This window comes from Rufibacter hautae, assembly GCF_008271695.1.
Classification (GTDB): Bacteria; Bacteroidota; Bacteroidia; order Cytophagales; family Hymenobacteraceae; genus Nibribacter; species Nibribacter hautae.
Map to the genome: position 1 here is coordinate 720948 of NZ_VKKY01000003.1, position 18149 is coordinate 739096.

At 50.0% G+C, this 18149-nt stretch carries 17 protein-coding genes; 3 read left to right on the plus strand and 14 right to left on the minus strand.

Annotation, left to right across the window (positions count from 1 at the left end; genetic code table 11):
* Positions 1-131: 131 nt before the first annotated feature.
* The 6 genes from msrB to yidD form a co-directional block, all read right to left on the minus strand.
* The gene (msrB, locus tag FOA19_RS19425) at positions 132-710 is read right to left on the minus strand and encodes a peptide-methionine (R)-S-oxide reductase MsrB (RefSeq protein WP_149092501.1); all 579 of its coding nucleotides are present in this window, start codon (positions 708-710) and stop codon (positions 132-134) included.
* Positions 711-934: 224 nt separating this feature from the next.
* Positions 935-1486, minus strand: coding sequence for a metal-dependent hydrolase (locus FOA19_RS19430; RefSeq protein ID WP_149092502.1), 552 nt, complete (start codon positions 1484-1486; stop codon positions 935-937).
* A gap of 123 nt (positions 1487-1609) precedes the next feature.
* Complete coding sequence (locus tag FOA19_RS19435; protein WP_149092503.1) at positions 1610-2047, minus strand: nucleoside deaminase; 438 nt, start codon at positions 2045-2047, stop codon at positions 1610-1612.
* Entirely contained in the window at positions 2044-2787 is a 744-nt protein-coding gene (locus tag FOA19_RS19440) for a DUF4184 family protein (RefSeq protein WP_149092504.1), read from the minus strand. Before FOA19_RS19440 ends, FOA19_RS19435 begins: the two co-directional genes overlap by 4 nt.
* Before the next feature lie 94 nt (positions 2788-2881).
* The gene (locus FOA19_RS19445) at positions 2882-3205 is read right to left on the minus strand and encodes a hypothetical protein (RefSeq protein ID WP_149092505.1); all 324 of its coding nucleotides are present in this window, start codon (positions 3203-3205) and stop codon (positions 2882-2884) included.
* A gap of 212 nt (positions 3206-3417) precedes the next feature.
* On the minus strand, positions 3418-3648 hold the full coding sequence (gene yidD, locus FOA19_RS19450) for a membrane protein insertion efficiency factor YidD (protein WP_149092506.1): 231 nt from the start codon (positions 3646-3648) through the stop codon (positions 3418-3420).
* Between the two features lie 66 nt (positions 3649-3714).
* On the opposite strand from yidD, the gene FOA19_RS19455 reads away from it, so the two are divergent.
* Complete coding sequence (locus FOA19_RS19455; protein WP_190300474.1) at positions 3715-6021, plus strand: S46 family peptidase; 2307 nt, start codon at positions 3715-3717, stop codon at positions 6019-6021.
* Between the two features lie 146 nt (positions 6022-6167).
* Here FOA19_RS19455 and FOA19_RS19460 read toward each other — a convergent pair whose 3' ends face one another.
* Positions 6168-6371 carry a hypothetical protein gene (locus tag FOA19_RS19460; protein ID WP_149092507.1) on the minus strand — a complete coding sequence of 68 codons (204 nt, stop codon included), beginning with the start codon at positions 6369-6371 and terminating at the stop codon, positions 6168-6170.
* Between the two features lie 191 nt (positions 6372-6562).
* On the opposite strand from FOA19_RS19460, the gene FOA19_RS19465 reads away from it, so the two are divergent.
* Positions 6563-7330: a PorV/PorQ family protein gene (locus FOA19_RS19465; RefSeq protein ID WP_190300475.1), complete on the plus strand. Its 768-nt coding sequence runs from the start codon at positions 6563-6565 to the stop codon at positions 7328-7330.
* Positions 7327-9408, plus strand: coding sequence for a ComEA family DNA-binding protein (locus FOA19_RS19470; protein WP_149092509.1), 2082 nt, complete (start codon positions 7327-7329; stop codon positions 9406-9408). Before FOA19_RS19465 ends, FOA19_RS19470 begins: the two co-directional genes overlap by 4 nt.
* A 36-nt stretch (positions 9409-9444) precedes the next feature.
* On the opposite strand, the gene FOA19_RS19475 is transcribed toward FOA19_RS19470, so the two are convergent.
* The 7 genes from FOA19_RS19475 to FOA19_RS19505 form a co-directional block, all read right to left on the minus strand.
* Positions 9445-10674 (minus strand): hypothetical protein, encoded by a 1230-nt coding sequence (locus FOA19_RS19475; protein WP_149092510.1) that lies wholly within the window; start codon positions 10672-10674, stop codon positions 9445-9447.
* Positions 10675-11032: 358 nt separating this feature from the next.
* Positions 11033-12583: a hypothetical protein gene (locus tag FOA19_RS19480; protein ID WP_149092511.1), complete on the minus strand. Its 1551-nt coding sequence runs from the start codon at positions 12581-12583 to the stop codon at positions 11033-11035.
* 6 nt (positions 12584-12589) lie between these two features.
* Entirely contained in the window at positions 12590-14221 is a 1632-nt protein-coding gene (locus FOA19_RS19485) for an NAD(P)/FAD-dependent oxidoreductase (RefSeq protein WP_223808987.1), read from the minus strand.
* Positions 14222-14523: 302 nt separating this feature from the next.
* Positions 14524-15135 carry an RNA polymerase sigma factor SigZ gene (sigZ, locus tag FOA19_RS19490; protein WP_149092513.1) on the minus strand — a complete coding sequence of 204 codons (612 nt, stop codon included), beginning with the start codon at positions 15133-15135 and terminating at the stop codon, positions 14524-14526.
* Between the two features lie 148 nt (positions 15136-15283).
* Positions 15284-15793 carry a GNAT family N-acetyltransferase gene (locus tag FOA19_RS19495; protein ID WP_149092514.1) on the minus strand — a complete coding sequence of 170 codons (510 nt, stop codon included), beginning with the start codon at positions 15791-15793 and terminating at the stop codon, positions 15284-15286.
* 21 nt (positions 15794-15814) lie between these two features.
* The gene (locus tag FOA19_RS19500; protein ID WP_149092515.1) at positions 15815-16261 is read right to left on the minus strand and encodes an ArsI/CadI family heavy metal resistance metalloenzyme; all 447 of its coding nucleotides are present in this window, start codon (positions 16259-16261) and stop codon (positions 15815-15817) included.
* A gap of 481 nt (positions 16262-16742) precedes the next feature.
* Positions 16743-17828, minus strand: a complete 1086-nt coding sequence (locus FOA19_RS19505) for a mannose-1-phosphate guanylyltransferase (RefSeq protein ID WP_223808988.1) — start codon at positions 17826-17828, stop codon at positions 16743-16745.
* Between the last annotated feature and the right edge of the window lie 321 nt (positions 17829-18149).

An 18149-nucleotide genomic window follows, 5' to 3' on the forward strand; every position in this document is an offset into this window, starting at 1 on the left:
CACGAGTCAAGGGGTTTATAAAAATCCGGATTAGGACACCTGTTTTCAAACCGATTTGACCAGAACGGGCTGAAAACAGAAACTCCGCAGCCGGTGCAGACTGCGGAGTTTCCAGAAAGGTTTAGGTGCGGTTAGTTTACTTGCAGACCGGCGGAAGGCTCAAAATCCAGCGCGATGGAGTTCATGCAGTAGCGTTTGCCGGTGGGGGCGGGGCCATCGTCAAAAAGGTGCCCCAGGTGCCCGTCGCAGCGGCCGCAAAGGACCTCAATGCGCTCCATGCCGTAGGTGTGGTCTTCCTCGTAAATAACGGCTTTCTTCCGGATGGTCTCAAAGAAGCTGGGCCAGCCGCAGTCACTCGCGAACTTGGCATCTGACTTGAAAAGTTTGTTTCCGCAGGCGGCGCAATAGTAGGTGCCGCGGCCCGTGAAGTTCCAGAGCTTGCCGCTGAAAGCCATCTCGGTGCCTTTTCTGCGGGAAACGTGGTACACCTCATTGGGCAGCACCTTTTTCCAATCGGCGTCTGAGACGTGCAGTTTGGTGGTATCGGTGCGGGAATAGTACGGGTTCTTGGCTTGCTGTGGTGTGCCGGCCTTTTGCTGGGTGGCTACCATGGGCGGAGCTTGGCTTTCCTGGCTTATTTTAGGAGAGGCCCGCTGACAGCTGAGCAGCGTCATCAGCAAAGCGGAGTATAGCAATACAATGCGGTTCATAAGAATGGCTTTTGGAAAAGGTAAACTTGCTGGTAAACGGGGCCTGATGTATCTGGCGTCTGTACTTACGGCAAACGCCCAAGCGGCGGATTCTCTGTCTTAAGGCAGTTTTCTTCATAACGCACGCCAAGCCAGAAGAATTTCAATTGCGTGTTTCTGGGCCAAATTCCTTTACAAAGCAGTTTCCCAATAGCGCAATGCATCCGTTCTGAATCCTAGGTCAACTAAGCCGAAGTCGTTTTTCGGCCGTTTTTCCTGAAGAGGCCTGAAACCAGGAAGTAAAGCAGGCACGGCAGCCCTACCCACACCAGCTCGCTTTTGATCACGGCCAATCCTTTCTCGCTGAAAAACCGCCCCGCCCCGATGGGTGACACCTGGATAGGACGCCACGGCAGAAAATAGCGCCCATTGTCAAATGGGGAGAAGACGCCCACGCCCAAGCCGCCGTTGGTCAAAGCATCCAGCAGGATATGGGAAGCCGTGCACAGAAAGAAGAACCCTATCAGTTTGAGTCCTTGGCGGCTGGCCAGCGGCACGCTGCGGGAGAAAGCAAGGGTTACCAGAATGCCCAGCAGCAGGGCAAATACCAGGGAATGGGAAAACCCCCGGTGACCCAAAAAGTGCTCATATGGAATCCCGAACTTAAACATCACCACATCTGCATCGGGGAAGATGGTGCAGAAGATGCCTAAAAGGAGAAGTTTGTGCTTGTTTTCTTTCTGGGAACGTTTTCCCAGGGTGAAAGCCATCAGGGCATGGGCAAAGGCGGAAGCCATGTGGGTCAAAAACGGTTAGAAGAAAGGCAGCCCATCAAAAACGGGCTGCCCAAAATAATTGCCAATATGGTGAAAGGTTGTTTTCGGCCAAGATTCCTTAAAAGAGGCTAAAAACGGATAGGTTTACACGCCAATGTCTTCGTTCCAGACGGTAGGTTTCTCCTGGATGAACCGTTGCATAAGCTCAAAGCATTCCTGGTTGTCTTCTACGGTCACCTCCACGCCGCGGGAGCGCAGCAGTTCCTCTTCGCCCATAAAGCTTTTGTTCTCGCCCACCACTACTGTAGGGATGCCATACAGCAGAATGGTGCCCGAGCACATGGAACACGGAGACAGCGTGGTGTACATCGTGCACTCGCGGTACACCGAGGCGGGTTGCCGACCGGCGTTCTCCAGCGCATCCATCTCGCCGTGCAGAATGGCGCTACCGTCCTGCACCCGTTTGTTGTGGCCCCGCCCAATGATCTTGCCGTTGTGTACCAGCACTGACCCGATGGGAATGCCCCCCTCCACGTATCCTTTTTTCGCCTCGTCTAAGGCAGCCTGCAAAAATTCATTCATGATTTAGAAAATAGGTGTTCTCTTATTCTGATCAAGAAAGGCAGAATAATCAAACTTAGCAAACCCGCCGAGAGCGCCGCCACCATAATGTAGTACCGGTTCAGTTTTCCGCCGGCCATGATCCAGAGCGCCACCACCACGCACACAATCACCCCAGACATAAACCAGAAACCCAGCAGCGGCTTCTTCTCCAAGGGCCGATCTTCTTTGGGGAGCAGGTAAATAAAGATGAGCATGATAAAGCCCCCGATCACCGACAAAGTCTGCTGCAGGAACGCGTACCAGGATCTGGTGAATGGCTCCGGCAGCACCTCGCTTAAGAGAAAAGGAAACAGCCGCACGCCCAAGCCGGTGCTGTGGGTAAATGAATCCCAGGCCAGGTGCGAGACAATGCCCACCAGCAATGACAGCAGCACCATCAGGTAATGGGTCTTGAAATACGTTTTCCAGTTAAACCGTTTGTACCGGTTAAAGCGCTGCCGCAGAAAATAGGGCAGGTGGTCAATGAGGGCGTCGCGCACAATGAGATGGAAGACAAAGCAGAGCAGCAGCCCCATGGGCAGGTTGAAGTAGAAGATGCCCTTCCAGGTGTGGCTGTGCGGGTCATGCAAACTCATCCGGATGAACTTCTCAAAGTCAGGGGCCATGCTGCCCACAATAAGCCCCGTTGCGGAGCGCCACCGGTACTTTAACCCAATAAATGGTAAGACAATGGCCGGATGAGAAAACGTGAAGGGCATGCGCGTGAAGCTTAAGTTTTCTTAACGTGCAGGTGGCGCAAATTGATACATTGTAGAAGGAAGCCTTGATAAAGGTATTAGCTAATAGCCACGTCTACTTCATTGATTTTACAAACCTGTCTAACTCTCTGGATTGATAGAACTGCAGGCAACGAAAAACTACCGCTTTTTTGTTTTCATGATCTGAGTAAGTGCTGGGAACAATGCGCTCAGATGCTTCTAAGGCAATGCTGTCTAAGTGGGAATTTTCCTCGTACAAATCTGCTATGTCTATCAATACGCCTCTGCTAATATCTTCAGCCCAAAGTTTATCTGCCGTTTCTTTGCCCAAAGTATAGTGCAGGCACATGCAAAAGGCATAATCTTTTTTCAATTGAATCTTTTCAGCTTTCAGGGTAGAAGGGTTTCTAGGATCCAAGTTCGTTGATTTACAGGAAAATACAACAAAAACAAGAAATGTAAGCCAGGCTGACTTACCTATAATTTGGCCTTTGTAGCTCAACATCAATTTTGGGATCAGGTGGATTTAGGGTAAAAATCAGCTTTTGAAGATGTGTTTATAGGAACTCACGACTTCGGCTTTCTGCTCATTTTTTCTAAAACAGCTTAAAAACATGGTTCAAAATGCCCTTACGGCACCGGGTCATAGCCGTGCCCGCCCCAGGGTTGGCACCGGCCAATCCGTTTCAATCCCATCCAGCCGCCTTTGAAGGGACCGTACTTCACAATAGCCTGGTGCGCGTAGGCCGAGCAGGTGGGCGTGAAGCGGCAACTACCGGGCGTGAGCGGCGAGATCATGTAGCGGTATACCCACACAATGCCCAGAAAGAGGTACCTGAAAAGCCAGTTGATTGCCTGCATATGCTGCTAGTTTCGGAAAAAAAAGCCACAAATCCTTACCTTTGTGGTTTCTAACTAACAATCGTAATGCTGAAAAAGATTTATAGTTTACTTCTTATTGGTTGCCTGGGCTTGTCAATGAACGCTCGCGCCGATGAAGGCATGTGGTTGCCGCTGCTGGTGAAGCGCCTCAACCACGTGGATATGCAGAAGCAAGGCCTGCAATTGACCGCTGAGGAAATTTACAACGTGAACAACGCCAGCCTTAAAGACGCCATCGTGCAGTTTGGGGGTTTTTGTACCGGTGAGTTCGTGTCTAAGGAAGGCCTTTTGCTCACGAATCATCACTGCGGCTACGATGCCATCGCGTCTAACTCCACCCCGCAGGACGACATCCTGAAGAACGGATTCTGGGCCATGACCCGCCAACAGGAAAAGAAAAACGAAGGCCTTTTCGTAGACATCCTGGTGCGCATGGAAGACGTAACCGGTCAGGTTTTACAAGGCATCACGCCGCAGACCGCAGAGCAGGAGCGTACCAAACTGGTTGCCGAGCGTTCCAAATCCCTCGCCGATGCCGCCAAAAACAACGGCCAGTACGTAGCGTACGTGCGCGATTTCTTCAATGGCAACGAGTTCTACATGTTCGTGTACGAGCGTTTCTCTGATGTGCGCCTGGTAGGAACCCCGCCGGAGAGCATCGGAAAATTCGGGGGCGACACCGACAACTGGATGTGGCCGCGCCACACCGGCGACTTCTCCATGTTTCGGGTGTACATGAGCCCAGACGGCAAACCCGCCGAGTACTCTGAGAAGAACGTGCCGTATCGTCCTAAGCACCACCTGCCCGTGTCCATGAGCAACGTGAAAGAAGGCGATTTCGCCATGGTTTTCGGATTCCCGGGCAGAACTACGCGCTTCATGGCCGGTTCTGGTCTGAGCATGGCCGTGGAGCAGTCTAACCCCGCCCGTATCAAACTGCGTGAGCGCCGCCTGGCTTTGATGAAAGAAGCTATGGATGCCTCTTCGGCTGACCGGCTGAAACTGGCTTCCAATTACGCCAGCATCAGCAACTACTACAAATACTACATCGGGCAGAACGAAGGCATCAAGCGCATGAAAACGCTGGACAAGAAAGCCGCCGAGGAGAAAGCCTTCCAGGAGTGGGCCAATGGCTACGCCAACCGCAAAGGCCTTTATGGTACGGCCCTGACGGATATCAATGCTTCGTATGCCGGACAACGCACTTACAACTTATCAGCTATCTACCGCTCCGAGGCTGCTTTGGCTCCGCAGTTGATCGCGCATGCCTACCAGTACACGCCGCTGTACAATATGCTCAAAGCCGGTAACGTGGACAAAGCCAAACTGCAGGAATTGGTAACGGCCTACAAAGACATGAACAAGGAGTTCTACGCGAGCTACGTGCCTTCCTCTGACCAGAAGATCTTCGCCGAGCTGATGCAGATGTACTACAACGATGTGCCCAAAGCGCAGCACGCCGATATCTTCAAAGACCTGACGTCTACCTACAAAGGCGATTTCAAGAAGTGGGCCGCCGATGTGTACAGCAAATCGCTGCTTTCTTCTGAAGCCAAAGCCAACGCGTTTTTGGCCAATCCTACGCAAAAGGCCCTGGAAACAGACCCGGCATTCAAGTTCATGCGCGCGGTGCAAACGAACTACCAGGACAACATCCTGCCGAAGCTGAACGAGTACAACGCCGCTCTGGGCAAAGCCAACCGCCTGTACGTGGCCGGCCTCCGCGAAATGCACCCAGACAAAGTGTTCTACCCCGACGCGAACTCCACGCTTCGCCTGAGCTACGGAACCGTGCAAGACTACGAGCCCAAAGACGGCGTGCGGTATAAGTATTATACCACCATGCAAGGCATCGCGGAGAAAGAAGACCCTACCAACCCCGAGTTCGTGGTGCCGGCCAAACTGATGGAACTGTACCGCAAGAAAGACTACGGTCGCTACGGCGAGAACGGCGAGTTGCGCGTGGGCTTCATCACCAACAACGACATCACCGGCGGTAACTCCGGTTCTCCGGTCATAAACGGCCGCGGCGAATTGATGGGCCTTGCCTTTGACGGCAACTGGGAAGCCATGACCGGTGACCTGGTGTTTGACCCCGAGTACAAGCGCTGCATCAACGTAGACATCAAGTACGTGCTCTTCGTGATTGATAAACTCTCCGGCGCCGGGCACCTGGTGAACGAGATGACCCTGGTAGACAAAGGCAATCCCAACACCACCTTCAACCCCGCCATCAATGACGTGAAGATGGACGGCAAGATGGAGATTGAGACGCCGGAAGGCCAAATCAAAATCAAGAAGAAAAAGAACGAGACCAAGATCAAAAAAGAAACAAAAAAGCAGAACAGCTAAGCCGTTTCGAGCCTCTTTTTTGAAAAACACACAAAAACGCCCGGAGAGCATCTCTCCGGGCGTTTTTGTTTCTATCTGATAGAAGAAGGCTGTCCTTTATGCCAAGGCTAGAGGATTCTTGAAACTTATCCGTGCGGTGAAATAATCTACTTGCAATGCACGTAGCAAAGCACCTGCTCGCACTTACCCCATTGTCGGTTCTTGCACTGTTTACCGGTTGATTTGGCAGTGGCCGTGCATTGCGGGTTGTAGACGGTAGCAGCGTCAGTGGAGGGTTGGGAGGGCGCTGAAAAGGACAGAAGGAACCCCAAAGTAACAGTGGAAGTAATAGCGGTAAAAATTCTTTTCATAGTTCTGATAAAGTAGGAGAAAGCTGAACAATTGCGCGTATAAATATAGTAAAACTAAATATTTAAGTACTACCATTTTGAAACGAGATTCGTAAAGTAGAAGCCCACCATGTCCTCTGCCTATGCCACGACTGCTACGCTTGTGTCTGCTTATCTCTTTACTGTACAATCCCTTCTCCGCAAAGGGTCAAATGGGCAATGCAACCGTAGGTGCCAGAGGCGTAAGCCTGGGCGGGGCCGCCGTTACCTTACCCGATGTCTGGGCCTTGAGCAATAATCCGGCGGGCATCGCCGCTTTGAAAAGCCTGGAACTGGGTGCCTATGCCCATAATCGGTTTTCTATCAAAGAACTCACTACGGTAGGTTTGCTGGCGGTTTACCCAACGGCTAAGTATGGGACCATCGGGGTGGAGGTGCAGCGTTTCGGGGGAGAGCTGTACAATGAGCAACGGCTGGGCATTGGGCTGGCGCATCAGTTAGGCGTAGTGCGGTTGGGCTTAAAGGCCGATCTGCTGCAGGTGCGGGTGAAAGAATGGGGCAGCCGCAAAGCCGTGGCCCTGAGCATGGGCCTGCAGTCAGATTTGCTGCCGAAACTCACCTTTGGGGCGCACATCTACAACCTGAACCAAGCCAAACTGGCGCAGTTTGAAGACGAGCGCGTACCCACGGTCATGAAGATCGGGCTGAGTTACCAGGCTGCTACCAAGGTGCTGCTGGTGCTGGAGGCCGAGAAAGAACTGGCGTTTCCGGTGGCGGTGAAAGGCGGGGTGGAGTACCGGGTAATGCCGGCCTTGGGACTACGCACCGGTTTCAACACCGGCACTAGATCGGGCACCGCTGGCGTGGATATCAAGTTCAAGCAGTTCCAGGTGGCCTACGCCTTGGGGGCGCAGAACCAATTGGGCATGAGCAACTACCTCTCAATTGGCTACAAGCTGGAGAAGGAGAAGAGGCCATGAAGTATGGTTTTTGGCTCATTTTCCTGATGATAGGCCTGAAACAGGTAGCTGCCGGACAGGAAATTCCGCGCCCGCCCGTGGATGTGGAACTGCTGGTGCAGGAACTCTTCGCGCAGCAGGACGATGAAAACTCCGTGGCCTACGAAGATCTTTACGAAACGCTGCTCCAGTACTACCGCCAGCCCTTGGACCTGAATCGCGCCTCCCGAGAGGAACTCCGCAGCCTGTGGCTTCTCTCCGAAGGGCAGATTTCTGCGCTGTTGCAGCACATCCAAGAAAACGGCCGCCTTTTGAGTCTCTATGAACTGCAGTCGGTGCCCGGCTTTGATCTGATCTCTATCCGAAGGTTGCTGCCTTTTGTAACCGTGCAATCTTTGGGTCAGATAGGTCAGAGATCCTGGCAAGAACGCCTGAAAAATGCCGATAACCATTCGCTCTTGCTTCGGTATGACCGCACGGTGCAGGAGCGACGTGGCTACACGCCTCCCGAGGGCCGCTCAACCACCCGCTACCTCGGCTCCCCAGATAAGTTTCTGTTGCGTTACCGCCTCAGCCACCCGCGGGATTTCAGCTTTGGCGTCACCGCCGAGAAGGATGCAGGCGAGTCGTTCACGTGGAACCCCGGGCAGCGGGTTTACGGCTTCGATTTCCTTTCGGCGCACGCCCAATTATATGACCGGGGCGCTTTCAAGACCATCGCCCTGGGCGATTACCAACTGCAGTTTGGTCAGGGCTTGCTACTCTCCAGCGGCTTCAGTGTGGGCAAAGGAGGGGAGACCATCACCACTATCCGGCGCAGTCAACTAGGCATCAGGCCCCATACCTCTACCCTGGAAGCGAACTTTTTCCGGGGTGCGGCCGCTACCCACCGCTGGAAAAGGCTAGAAACCACCTTGTTCTATTCTAACCGCCGGGTAGATGCCTCCGCGGGAGACGTACCGGCAGAGGATTCCACCACTGCCACCTTGGGCGGACTACAAACCTCGGGGCTGCACCGCACACCCACCGAGCTGGCGAACCGACAGCGGGCGTGGGAGCAAGTTATGGGCGCAAACGTCACCTACCGGAATCCTACGCAAACCTTCAGCCTTGGCTTCACCGGCCTGCATACTATGTTTGATCTGGCGCTGCAACCTCGCCCCGAGCCGTACAACCTGTTTACCTTCAGCGGAACCCGGAATATGGTAGCCGGATTGCACTATAGCTATCTGTGGCAGAACCTAAATTTCTTCGGAGAGACGGCCTTGTCTGGTACCGGTGGTTTGGGAACCGTGAACGGGCTTTTGGCGAGCCTTTCAGAGAAAGTGGAAGTTTCCCTGTTGTATCGCTATTACGCCCGGGACTTCCAAACGCTGTATGGAGCGGCTTTCGGGGAGGGCAGCCGGAACCAGAATGAGAGCGGCTTGTACACCGGCCTGAAAGTCAGGTTAAGTGACCGCTGGCAACTCACCGGTTACTATGACCGCTTTTCCTTTCCGTGGCTCCGCTACCGGGTAGATGCCCCCTCTGATGGGGAGGAATACCTGCTGCGTCTGCAGTTCATGCCGTCTAAAACCACCCTTCTCTACGGCCAATACCAGTACGAGCGCAAAGCCCGCAATGAAACCGTAGAAAGTGAGTCCCTGCGGCAAGTCACCGATACGAACGCCCACAGGTTCCTGCTGCTCCTGGATGTTAGCCCTTTGCCTTCCCTGCGCCTGCGTTCCAGAGTGCAGGCCAGTAGGTTCAGGCAAAGTGGCCCCGTCCGCACCGGCTTTTTCGCGGCGCAGGATGTGAGTTGGGAGTATAACAATACCCGCCTGAGTGCGCGCTACGCCCTCTTTGATACCGATGATTACGATACCCGCCTTTACGCGCCGGAACAAGATGTGCTCTACGGATTCTCCATTCCAGCTTTTGCCGGTCAGGGTACCCGGGTCTACTTGCTGGCCCAACAGCGCCTCACCCGCCACTTGGATGCCTGGTTCAAGCTCAGCCACACGCATTACCGCGGACAGAGCACCATCGGCTCTGGCCTGGAGCAGATCCAAGGTCCCCAGCGCACCGATGTCCGGCTTCAGGTCCGCTACCGTTTTTAGGCTGTTTTTAGGAAATCAGGTCTGAAATGGAAATTGCTATTTGACAAGGTTGGGACGAAGAGCACCTTGAGGTGTGCCCGCCACAAAATCCGCCTTCGGAAAAGGAGCGGGGGTAATCTGATACAGGTAGAAGAAATGATGGGTGATGTTAGGCGCATCAAAACGAGCCAGTAATTTCACTGGGTAAGGATACCAATTCAAGTCAATTTCCTGCGATGAGACCAAGACAACGCGCCTGCTTTCCCTCTGTGCTAAAGCTTTTGCCCAATCCAGCAGTTGGTAGAGGGTTAACTCATTTTCCTCCGGACTGTTTGGTTGAAAAAAAGTAGTGGGAGTTAACGTCGGCAGGTAAAGAATCGGCTTGCCGTAGTAAGCCACAATGGAGGATAGAATGATGTCGTCTTCCAGAACAACCAGGTCAGTTGACGGTACTTGCGCCTGCAAGTAAGCCGCCGTTTGCTTGGCAGGGTGAAAAGGATGCTGGATGTCCATGGCTAGCGCATAAATGCCTACCCCAAACTGGATGAAAGTAGCCAGGAATAGAAGTTTTTGTAGTTGTTTAAAGGAAATCAGGGCAGGTGTGGAGGTGCCCTGGTGGTAGCTTAGCAGCCAACTAAATGCCAGGGTAAAGACAAAATAATGCCCAAAGTGCCGAAGGCTGCCCATGTATTTAAACGCGAAGAACAGGGTAAGCAGCATAAAAAGCGCTACCAATGGCAAGAACAGGCGTTTCACCGGCATAAAACACCGAAGTACAAAAGCGACAATAGCCACTGAGAGAACAGCTTCGCAGGTATACCCAATTAAGGAGGGAGTTAAGATGTAGGAATTCCAGAATTCAACAACGAAGTGCGGAATGGGAAAGAATGCCTGCCAAGGCCTGGTGGCAGATCTGAGATTCACCATGACCAACTCACCCTCAGACGGCCTGATCATGCTGTACAGCGAATAAATAAAGCCCAGAGCCCATATGCCTAATCCTAGCCATTTTTTCAGAGGAGAGATGGTTAGTGATTGTGGCGCATCTTTCCAGAAACCAAATGCCTCGGAAAACAGCATAAGGCCCATGACCCCAGAAAAGAAAAGCCCAAAGAGATGGGTTTGCGCATTGAGTACCAACATAAGTAAGAAGAAGTACCAATGGGAGAACCGCTTGGGGTAGAGGACACAAATAAGGAAAGTGGTGAACAGTTCCAGCGCATAAAGCCTGCTGATCATGCCGTACTCAAACAACCCGTAGTATCCAAAACAGAACAGCAGCCGCACTAGCCAATGAAATGGGGCATACCGCAGGAAAACAAATACAAACCCCACAGCAAATATGAACTGTGCTGCCTGTAAAGCCAGTAATTCATGGGTGAACCTGGTTCCTATAAACAAAAGGCTATACCACAGGTTCGGGTGCCCTTCATACACTTTGTTGTTTAATAGTTCAGTATAAGAATCACTGTACAGGGCCAAGAGCCAGGGTTCGGTTTCATCAAACCAAAGTTCATGGTGCTGCATAAGCCAAGCCAGCAACAAGGCGTAAAGCAAGGTGAAGGAAATGGTAAAAGACCAGTTGCGAGAGAGAGGGCGCATTTGTTTGACCTTACATGATTTTTTCCTAGAGGGTAAACACAAATCACTCCGCTTTAACGGAGGGGTATTCAGCTGTCATCTGCTTCGGAGCAATTGTGAGGGGATTGATTTTGTACACGAAGAAAGCAAAAGGTGTGATGGCGTCTCCCCGGAAGATGGCCATTGGTTCCACTGGAATGAAAGCCCATTGATAAGGCAACTCAAATCGGCAAACAAGGATTACAGGAGTGTTTCTCTGTTGTGCCAAGGCTAAGGCCCAGTCCAATATAATATAAGGGCGTAGGTCATTCACTTCATTGGGGTCAAGGGTGTAGAAACTTTTGAGGTTGCCTTTGGGCAAATTATAGATAGGCTTCCCTAAGTACGCTGTGATATTGGATGAAACAACTCCTTCATCAGTGGCAAGTGTATAGGTAGGGGGCAAGGATCTTAGGAAGGTGGCTACCTTCTTGCCCACAAAAAATGGGTGTTGCCAATCCAGTGCCAAAGCATATACCCCGGCAATTACTTGAAAGAACGCTGCTGTTACTAAAAGCGCACGAAACACTGGAGTAAGCTTCTGTTGAAAAGGTATTGAGGGGGAGATACCAGTCTGGGTATAGTATGTCTTAATCCAAAGAAAGGCAATCGTGAAAAAGAAGAAGTGGGCATGGTGCCTCATACTGCCTTCCATTTTAAGCACGAAAAGACAGAAGGAGGCAAAAAACAGTAAGAAGAGAGAGAGTAATAGCCGCTTTGTGCGGTAGAACACCCCACAGAGTATTACTAAGATAATAGCGGACAATAGTATTTCATACCTCGTAGGCAGGTAGGAGGTGTTCCAGAAAGTAGTAGTGAAATTGGGTACAGGAACAAAGGCTTGCCAGACCCGCGCCGCAGCTTGGTAAAGATAGTAAGGATGAAATTGAGTGAAGGCAGATTCGTTTGTCTCATTGGGCCGTACCATGCTCCAGAGTGAGAATAGATAACCTGCCGCCAAGATAATAGCACCTGCGGTTATTTGTAAGAAAGAAGGGGCCTCCCAGTTTGGCGAATCTTTCCAAATTCGAAGAGCTTCTGAAAACAGAAGTAACCCTAAGACACCTGCCATGAAAAAACCAAAAAGGTTGGTTTGGGCCAGCAAGACAAGTAGCGTAAGGTACCAATACCAATGGGAGAAGCGCTTTGGGTAAAAGGTGCAAACCAGAAACAGAAAAAACAATTCAATGGCGTAAAGCCGACTTAAAATCCCGTACTCAAACAGCCCATAGTACCCAAAGCAAACCAATAGCCTGAAAACCTTGGGAAAAGGGGAAAAACTAAGGAAGACAAATACAAAGCTTACCGCAAAAATACCCTGCGTGACTTGTAGAACCTTGAGGTTTGAAGTGAATTTAGTGATAATGAACAATAAACTATACCACAGATTTGGATGGCCTTCAAAGCGCTTATTGTAAAGTAATTCGCCATATGTGTCGCTGTACAGGGCCAGTAGCCAGGGTTCCGTTTCATCAAACCACATCTCATGATTCTGCATGAGCCAGGCAAGCAGTATGCCATACAGTAAGGTAAAACCTATCGCAAAGGAGTTATCCCGGATAAAAGCGCGCATCATTTGGTCCTAGAGAGAATCAGCTTGTTCATGGTACTCCTGTTCTGTGTTCACCGCCCATAAGTTAGCTTTGTCAATGCGGCCAGCAGTGATGTTTTCCACGGCCAGCATGGCGGTAAGCATGGAATGGTCCTGGTTGTTGTACTTGTGCATGCCGTTGCGACCCACCAGAAACAGGTTCTCAATACCGTCTAAATAGGCCTGCACTTTTGGAAACTCGTTGTAAGAACCAAAATAAGCTGGATAGGCCTTCGGCATCTTTACTACGGTGCCATCCAGCACTTGATCCGCGGAGATGATACCTAGTTTATGCAGTTCATCAATGGCCAATTGCTGTAAATCGGTTTCAGACATTTGCCAGAGATCGTCTTCTTCCTGGCAGAAATACTCTACGCCCAGCCAGACTTTAGCAGGATCGGTGACCAGATAGGGACTCCAATTATTGAACAGTTGAAGGCGGCCGGCCTGCACATCCGGTTCCTGAATGTAAATCCAATTATCCTGTATGAGATGGTTGTTCTCCTGTTGAATAGCCAGTTTGTGCAGCAGTAAGCCCACTGAGATAAAGTTTCGGTAGGGTAGATTTTCCGCAATCTCTCGCACATCGGCAGGTACTACTTCCCCTAGGGCCCGAATCAAGCTTCGGACAGGCATGGTGGAAATGACGTGTTCTGGCTGCATCTGGTAAGTAGCGCCGGTGGCGGTTTCCTGAATAGTGGCGGAAACGATCCGATTGCCTTGTAACTGCAACCCGACTACTTTTTGCTGCATGTGCACTTCGCCGCCTAACTCCTGAACCTGACGCGTTACTACTTCCCAAAGGTGCCCTGGCCCCAGTTTAGGATACAGGAACTGTTCTATTAAAGATGTCTGGGTATCTTTCTGGGTAAAATCCTCTGGAGAAGAGGAGAATTGCTGCCGAAAAAAGTGTTTCAAGGCCTCGGTAATAGAAAGCGCCTTAATACGCTGGGCGCCCCATTCGGCACTAATCTGCTGGCAGGGTACGCCCCACACCTTCTCCGTATAAGCCTTGAAAAAAGTCTCGTACAAGTGCTTACCAAAGCGATTGATGAAAAACTCCTCCAGGTTCTGCTCCTCTTTGATAGGTCGCACCACTTGTTTCAGGTAGCTGAACACGGCCTTCGTGGACCAGCCTATTCCCAATTGCGCAAGGGTGTTCAGTGAGAAGGAAAGCGGGTAATCAAAGAACTTCCGGCGGAAGAAAATGCGGGACTTGCGTTGGCGCAACAGCATCACATTGTCTCCAACAGATGGGTCAGTTGCAGAAACAATAGGGATAGAACGGCTTTTGCCTCGGTAATTGAGCGCGCCAATGGTTTGCCCGGCCTCCAGTTGCAGGGGCAAAATGGAGAGCCACCAATCCATAACGCGATCCGACTTAGAGAAAAAGCGATGCCCGCCTATGTCCATGCGGTTCCCTTTGTAATTGATGGTGGCCGAGATGCCGCCAATTCGGTCTGTGGCTTCCACTACGTAAGGATGCACTTGAGAATTTTGCAGGAATTCATGGGCAGCCGTTAATCCGGCCGGTCCAGCCCCAATAATAAGAGCTGTAGAGGAAGTTGACATAAAAGCACAATAAGCCACCTCAAAGATAGCAGGCAAAAGGGGTTCTGCCAAAGTTCTGCACTGGCAACCCTATGCCTACCATGTTTAGACTTTGAGCCCAATAAGCAAATGCAGATTTGTTTTTGCTAAACCTGATTTAAGGATATTCACTAGCAAGAAAACCTATTAAAAGTGGAACAAGAGCCTGTGGTGCTTTTCCTAGTATTTAAAAGGTTTACCAAAGTCTTCTAATAAAAGCCCTAACTAAGCTAATTAGACAGAATTCGGTCTTAAGAAAGATTGGTATGAGCATAAACATTTAGGGCCTGTTTTTGTAAAAACTGGCCCTAAATGTTTATGCCCTTTTTGATAGTTTAAGGTCTGCAATTTTGTAGAACTTGGCAATTTGGCTTGATCTCCGCACTGATGAGGCGGCCTTGTCGGTCTAGTTCCAAGTGGCAGCACTCCAGGAAAACCGCTTTCAGTTTCTCGCGTCCGCGCTGTATCCTTGATTTGGCACCGGATAGGGATAGTCCTAATTGATTAGCGATCTCCTGTTGCGGTACACCTTCCAGGTCACTCAGGCGCAGTGGCTCGGCGTATTCTGGCGGAAGCAATTGCAGGAGTGGGAGCACGCAACTCTCCAGATCGTGTAGCGGATTCTCATGGGACAGGTCTACTATCTCGGTGCCTTCTGGCAGGGCAGTTTCTCGCTGGCGTTCGCGGAAGAAGTCATGTACCACGTGGCGGGTGATCTCGTAAAGCCAGGCCCGAACGTTACGGACCTCGGGTAACTTCTCGCAGTGCCGGTGTACCTTCAGCAGCACCTGCTGGGAAAGATCCTCGGCATCGGCAGGGCTGGGTACCCGTTTGCGGATGAATCCTTTTAGCGCTTCCTGATAGGTAAGGAAAATTGGTGCTACCGCAGCACAAGGATCCTGTGAGGCACACTCAGGAGAGGAACTACAGTTGGAGTTATTTCCCATAAGGAAGTGAAATTAACAAATGCCAGAAAAGTAGATAGTTTTTATAGCAGCCTTTGCCAACCTAATTAAGTTTCATGAGCCAAAGGAAATTCAGTTTTGGGCTTATATTATTAGAAGTAGGCCTAAAACGGATCTATTCGCCTACAACTTACAAGCCTACTAAGTTGCTGCGGCGTTCCAGCAAAATAGTGTCTCGCCATTTGCCGTGCAGTTTTCCGATGCGCTCCCGCATGCCTACCATCCGGAACCCGCATTTCTGGTGCAGGGCCACGCTGGCTTCGTTTTCCTTGAAAATTCCCGCCTGCAGAGTCCAAATTCCGTTGGCTTCAGATTCTGTGATCAACTGGTTCAGCAGCCTTGCACCCAAGCCTTGTCCCCGAAAATTCTCGTGCACGTAGACGCTCACCTCGGCCACGCCGCCGTACACGCACCTACCGGAAACCGGACTGAGGGCTGCCCAACCCCCCACTTCTCCAGCATCGGTGAGCGCCACAAACCGGCTATGTGGCAGATGGCTCATATTCCAAGTCTCCCAAGTGGGAGCGGTGGTCTCAAAAGTGGCATTACCAGTAGCGATGCCCTGCTCGTAGATGGCTTTTACCTGAGGGTAGTGCTCAGACTGGAGTGGCTGTAGGATTGTTTTGGTAAGCGTATCCATGGAGTCAATGTTTTCTGGAGATTAAGCACTTGCAATTTCTTGAGTGACGGTGGAGCAGCAAGTAGGGGCGCAGCAGGCATTTTCTTTAGTCTCGCCGCCGTAGGTAGTGGAAGTTCCAAAGGTATAAAACGTTTCCCATTCGACTCCCTGCGGATCCTGAATCCAGGATTTTTCAGATTGAGCATAGCAGCAGGTAGTTTCACCTTCGTTCCGGATGGTGCCTTTGGCTCTCTCCAACCGACTGTATACCTCCTGCAACTCCTCCGGAGTCTCCGCCTGGATGCCCAGGTGCTCAATCCCTATGCTCGTGTTTTTGCTGGAGATAGCAAAATTTACGCGCGGGTCTTCTAACATCCACTTAGCGTAATCGGTTTTCAGAACAGTGGGTTTGGCAGCGAACAGGGCAGAGTAGAACTCCACAGATTCCGGCAGGTCTTTTACACTAATGTTTATGTGCAATCTTTTCATGGCAGTAAGTTTTAGAATAACTTGATTTTTGCCCTGATGACGGAGTACCTGCCCAAAAGACGCATGTTTTTTGAAAAATATTTTAAAAGTTGTTTGTAAGCCCTTTTTAGCAAATTAAGCTCAAAACAGGTTTGCTATGTATTTCAATTTAAAAGGAAAGCTGTTCCCAATTGGCAAGTTGTAGTGTTGAAGGCGAACAGAAGTTCCCACAAAGATTATTGACCACAAATTATTGACCACAAAGACTCTTGACTTATGAGTGAGAGGAGAAGCTAGGTCAGGTACTTGCAAATTTGCTGCACAGAAATGATGCGTTATGGTAAGTAGTTACATGTAAGGACAAAGCTTGTCTGCAGTCTTTTTTAACTGCTTTGATGTAAAATGGGTCGTGGGCTTAACCAGCAGTTTCCTCTGATTAAGCCCATGACCCAGCAGGTATAAAATACGAAATTCTTAAAAGAGCATCCTTAGCAATAAGGAACTATACATACTCTAATCCTTTGCTTGCCTTCGCATGGGAAACAAAATCCTTAACCTGTTGCTCATTTTTCCGCTGACAGATCATAAGTACATTGTCATGCTCTGCTACAATGTAGTCCTGCAGACCTTGGATAACCACTAATTTGTCTTGGGGAGTTTTGATGATGCAGTTTTGGGTATCGTACAGCATAGTGTCGCCGTCTACCACGTTTCCTTCGGGCGTCTTGTCAGCGATGCTGTACAGCGAATTCCAGGTGCCCACATCTGACCAGCCTAAGTCGCCTAAAATCACCTGTACGTTTTCCGCCTTCTCCATGATCCCGTAGTCAATGGAAACGTTGCGGCAGTTGGCGTAAGTAGCATCAATGAAGGCATCCTCCTCATGGGTGTAAAATGAGGCAGCGCCGTCCTCAAAAAGATCTGCTACGTCTTTCAGGTGCGTTCTAAAGGCTTTAAGGATAGATTGTGCGTTCCAGATGAAAATACCCGCATTCCAAACAAAATCCCCGCTTTCAATGAATTTCAATGCCTTTTCCAAAGTAGGCTTCTCCGCAAAGGTTTTTACCTTCATCGCGCATCTGGTGCTTTCCGGTAAATATTGGATGTAACCATAACCTGTATCAGGACGCGTGGGTTTTATGCCGATGGTGACGAGGATATCCTCTTGGGAGGCAACCTCCAATCCTTGCTGGATGCAGTTCAGAAAAGCCTGTTCACGGAGGATAACATGGTCAGCGGGGGCTACTATTATATTAGCCGCGGGGTTTCTTTGTGCGATTTTGAAACAAGCATAGGCTATGCACGGGGCGGTGTTCCGACCGATAGGTTCTTGTAGTATTTGCTCCTCACTGAAATCAGGGAAGTGAAGCTTTACTAGATTTTTATATTCTCTGTTCGTTACGATGTATATGTTCTCTTTGGGGCAGACCGTGGAGAAACGCTTTACCGTGGTTTGAATCATGCTCTCCCCAATGCCCAGAACATCATGAAACTGTTTTGGGTAGTTATTTCTGCTGAAAGGCCAAAACCTGCTGCCAACTCCGCCAGCCATCACAACTACAAATGTGTTCTCAGATAAACATTTCATAAACTTAGACTTGAGTGAAAATGGTAAGATACTGACGCTTTTTGAAGTGAAACAAAGTTACAGTTGTGTAGGTAATATACAAAAAAATATTTAATTTATTAAAATATGTAATGCAAACGTTGGAAAGAAGTAGATAATTTCAAATTTGTAAGCTGTGCATAGCTTTTATTATGTGATTTTCAAGAAATGTACCAGAAATATGACTGTTGATTTGTCTGAAATATAGAAGCATTGTAACTTTTTTTGCTTTTGTTTAGAATACAGGTATGTTTGTATAAAGAAATTGTAAGAGGAACCTATTTTTAGTTCTAATAAAGTATA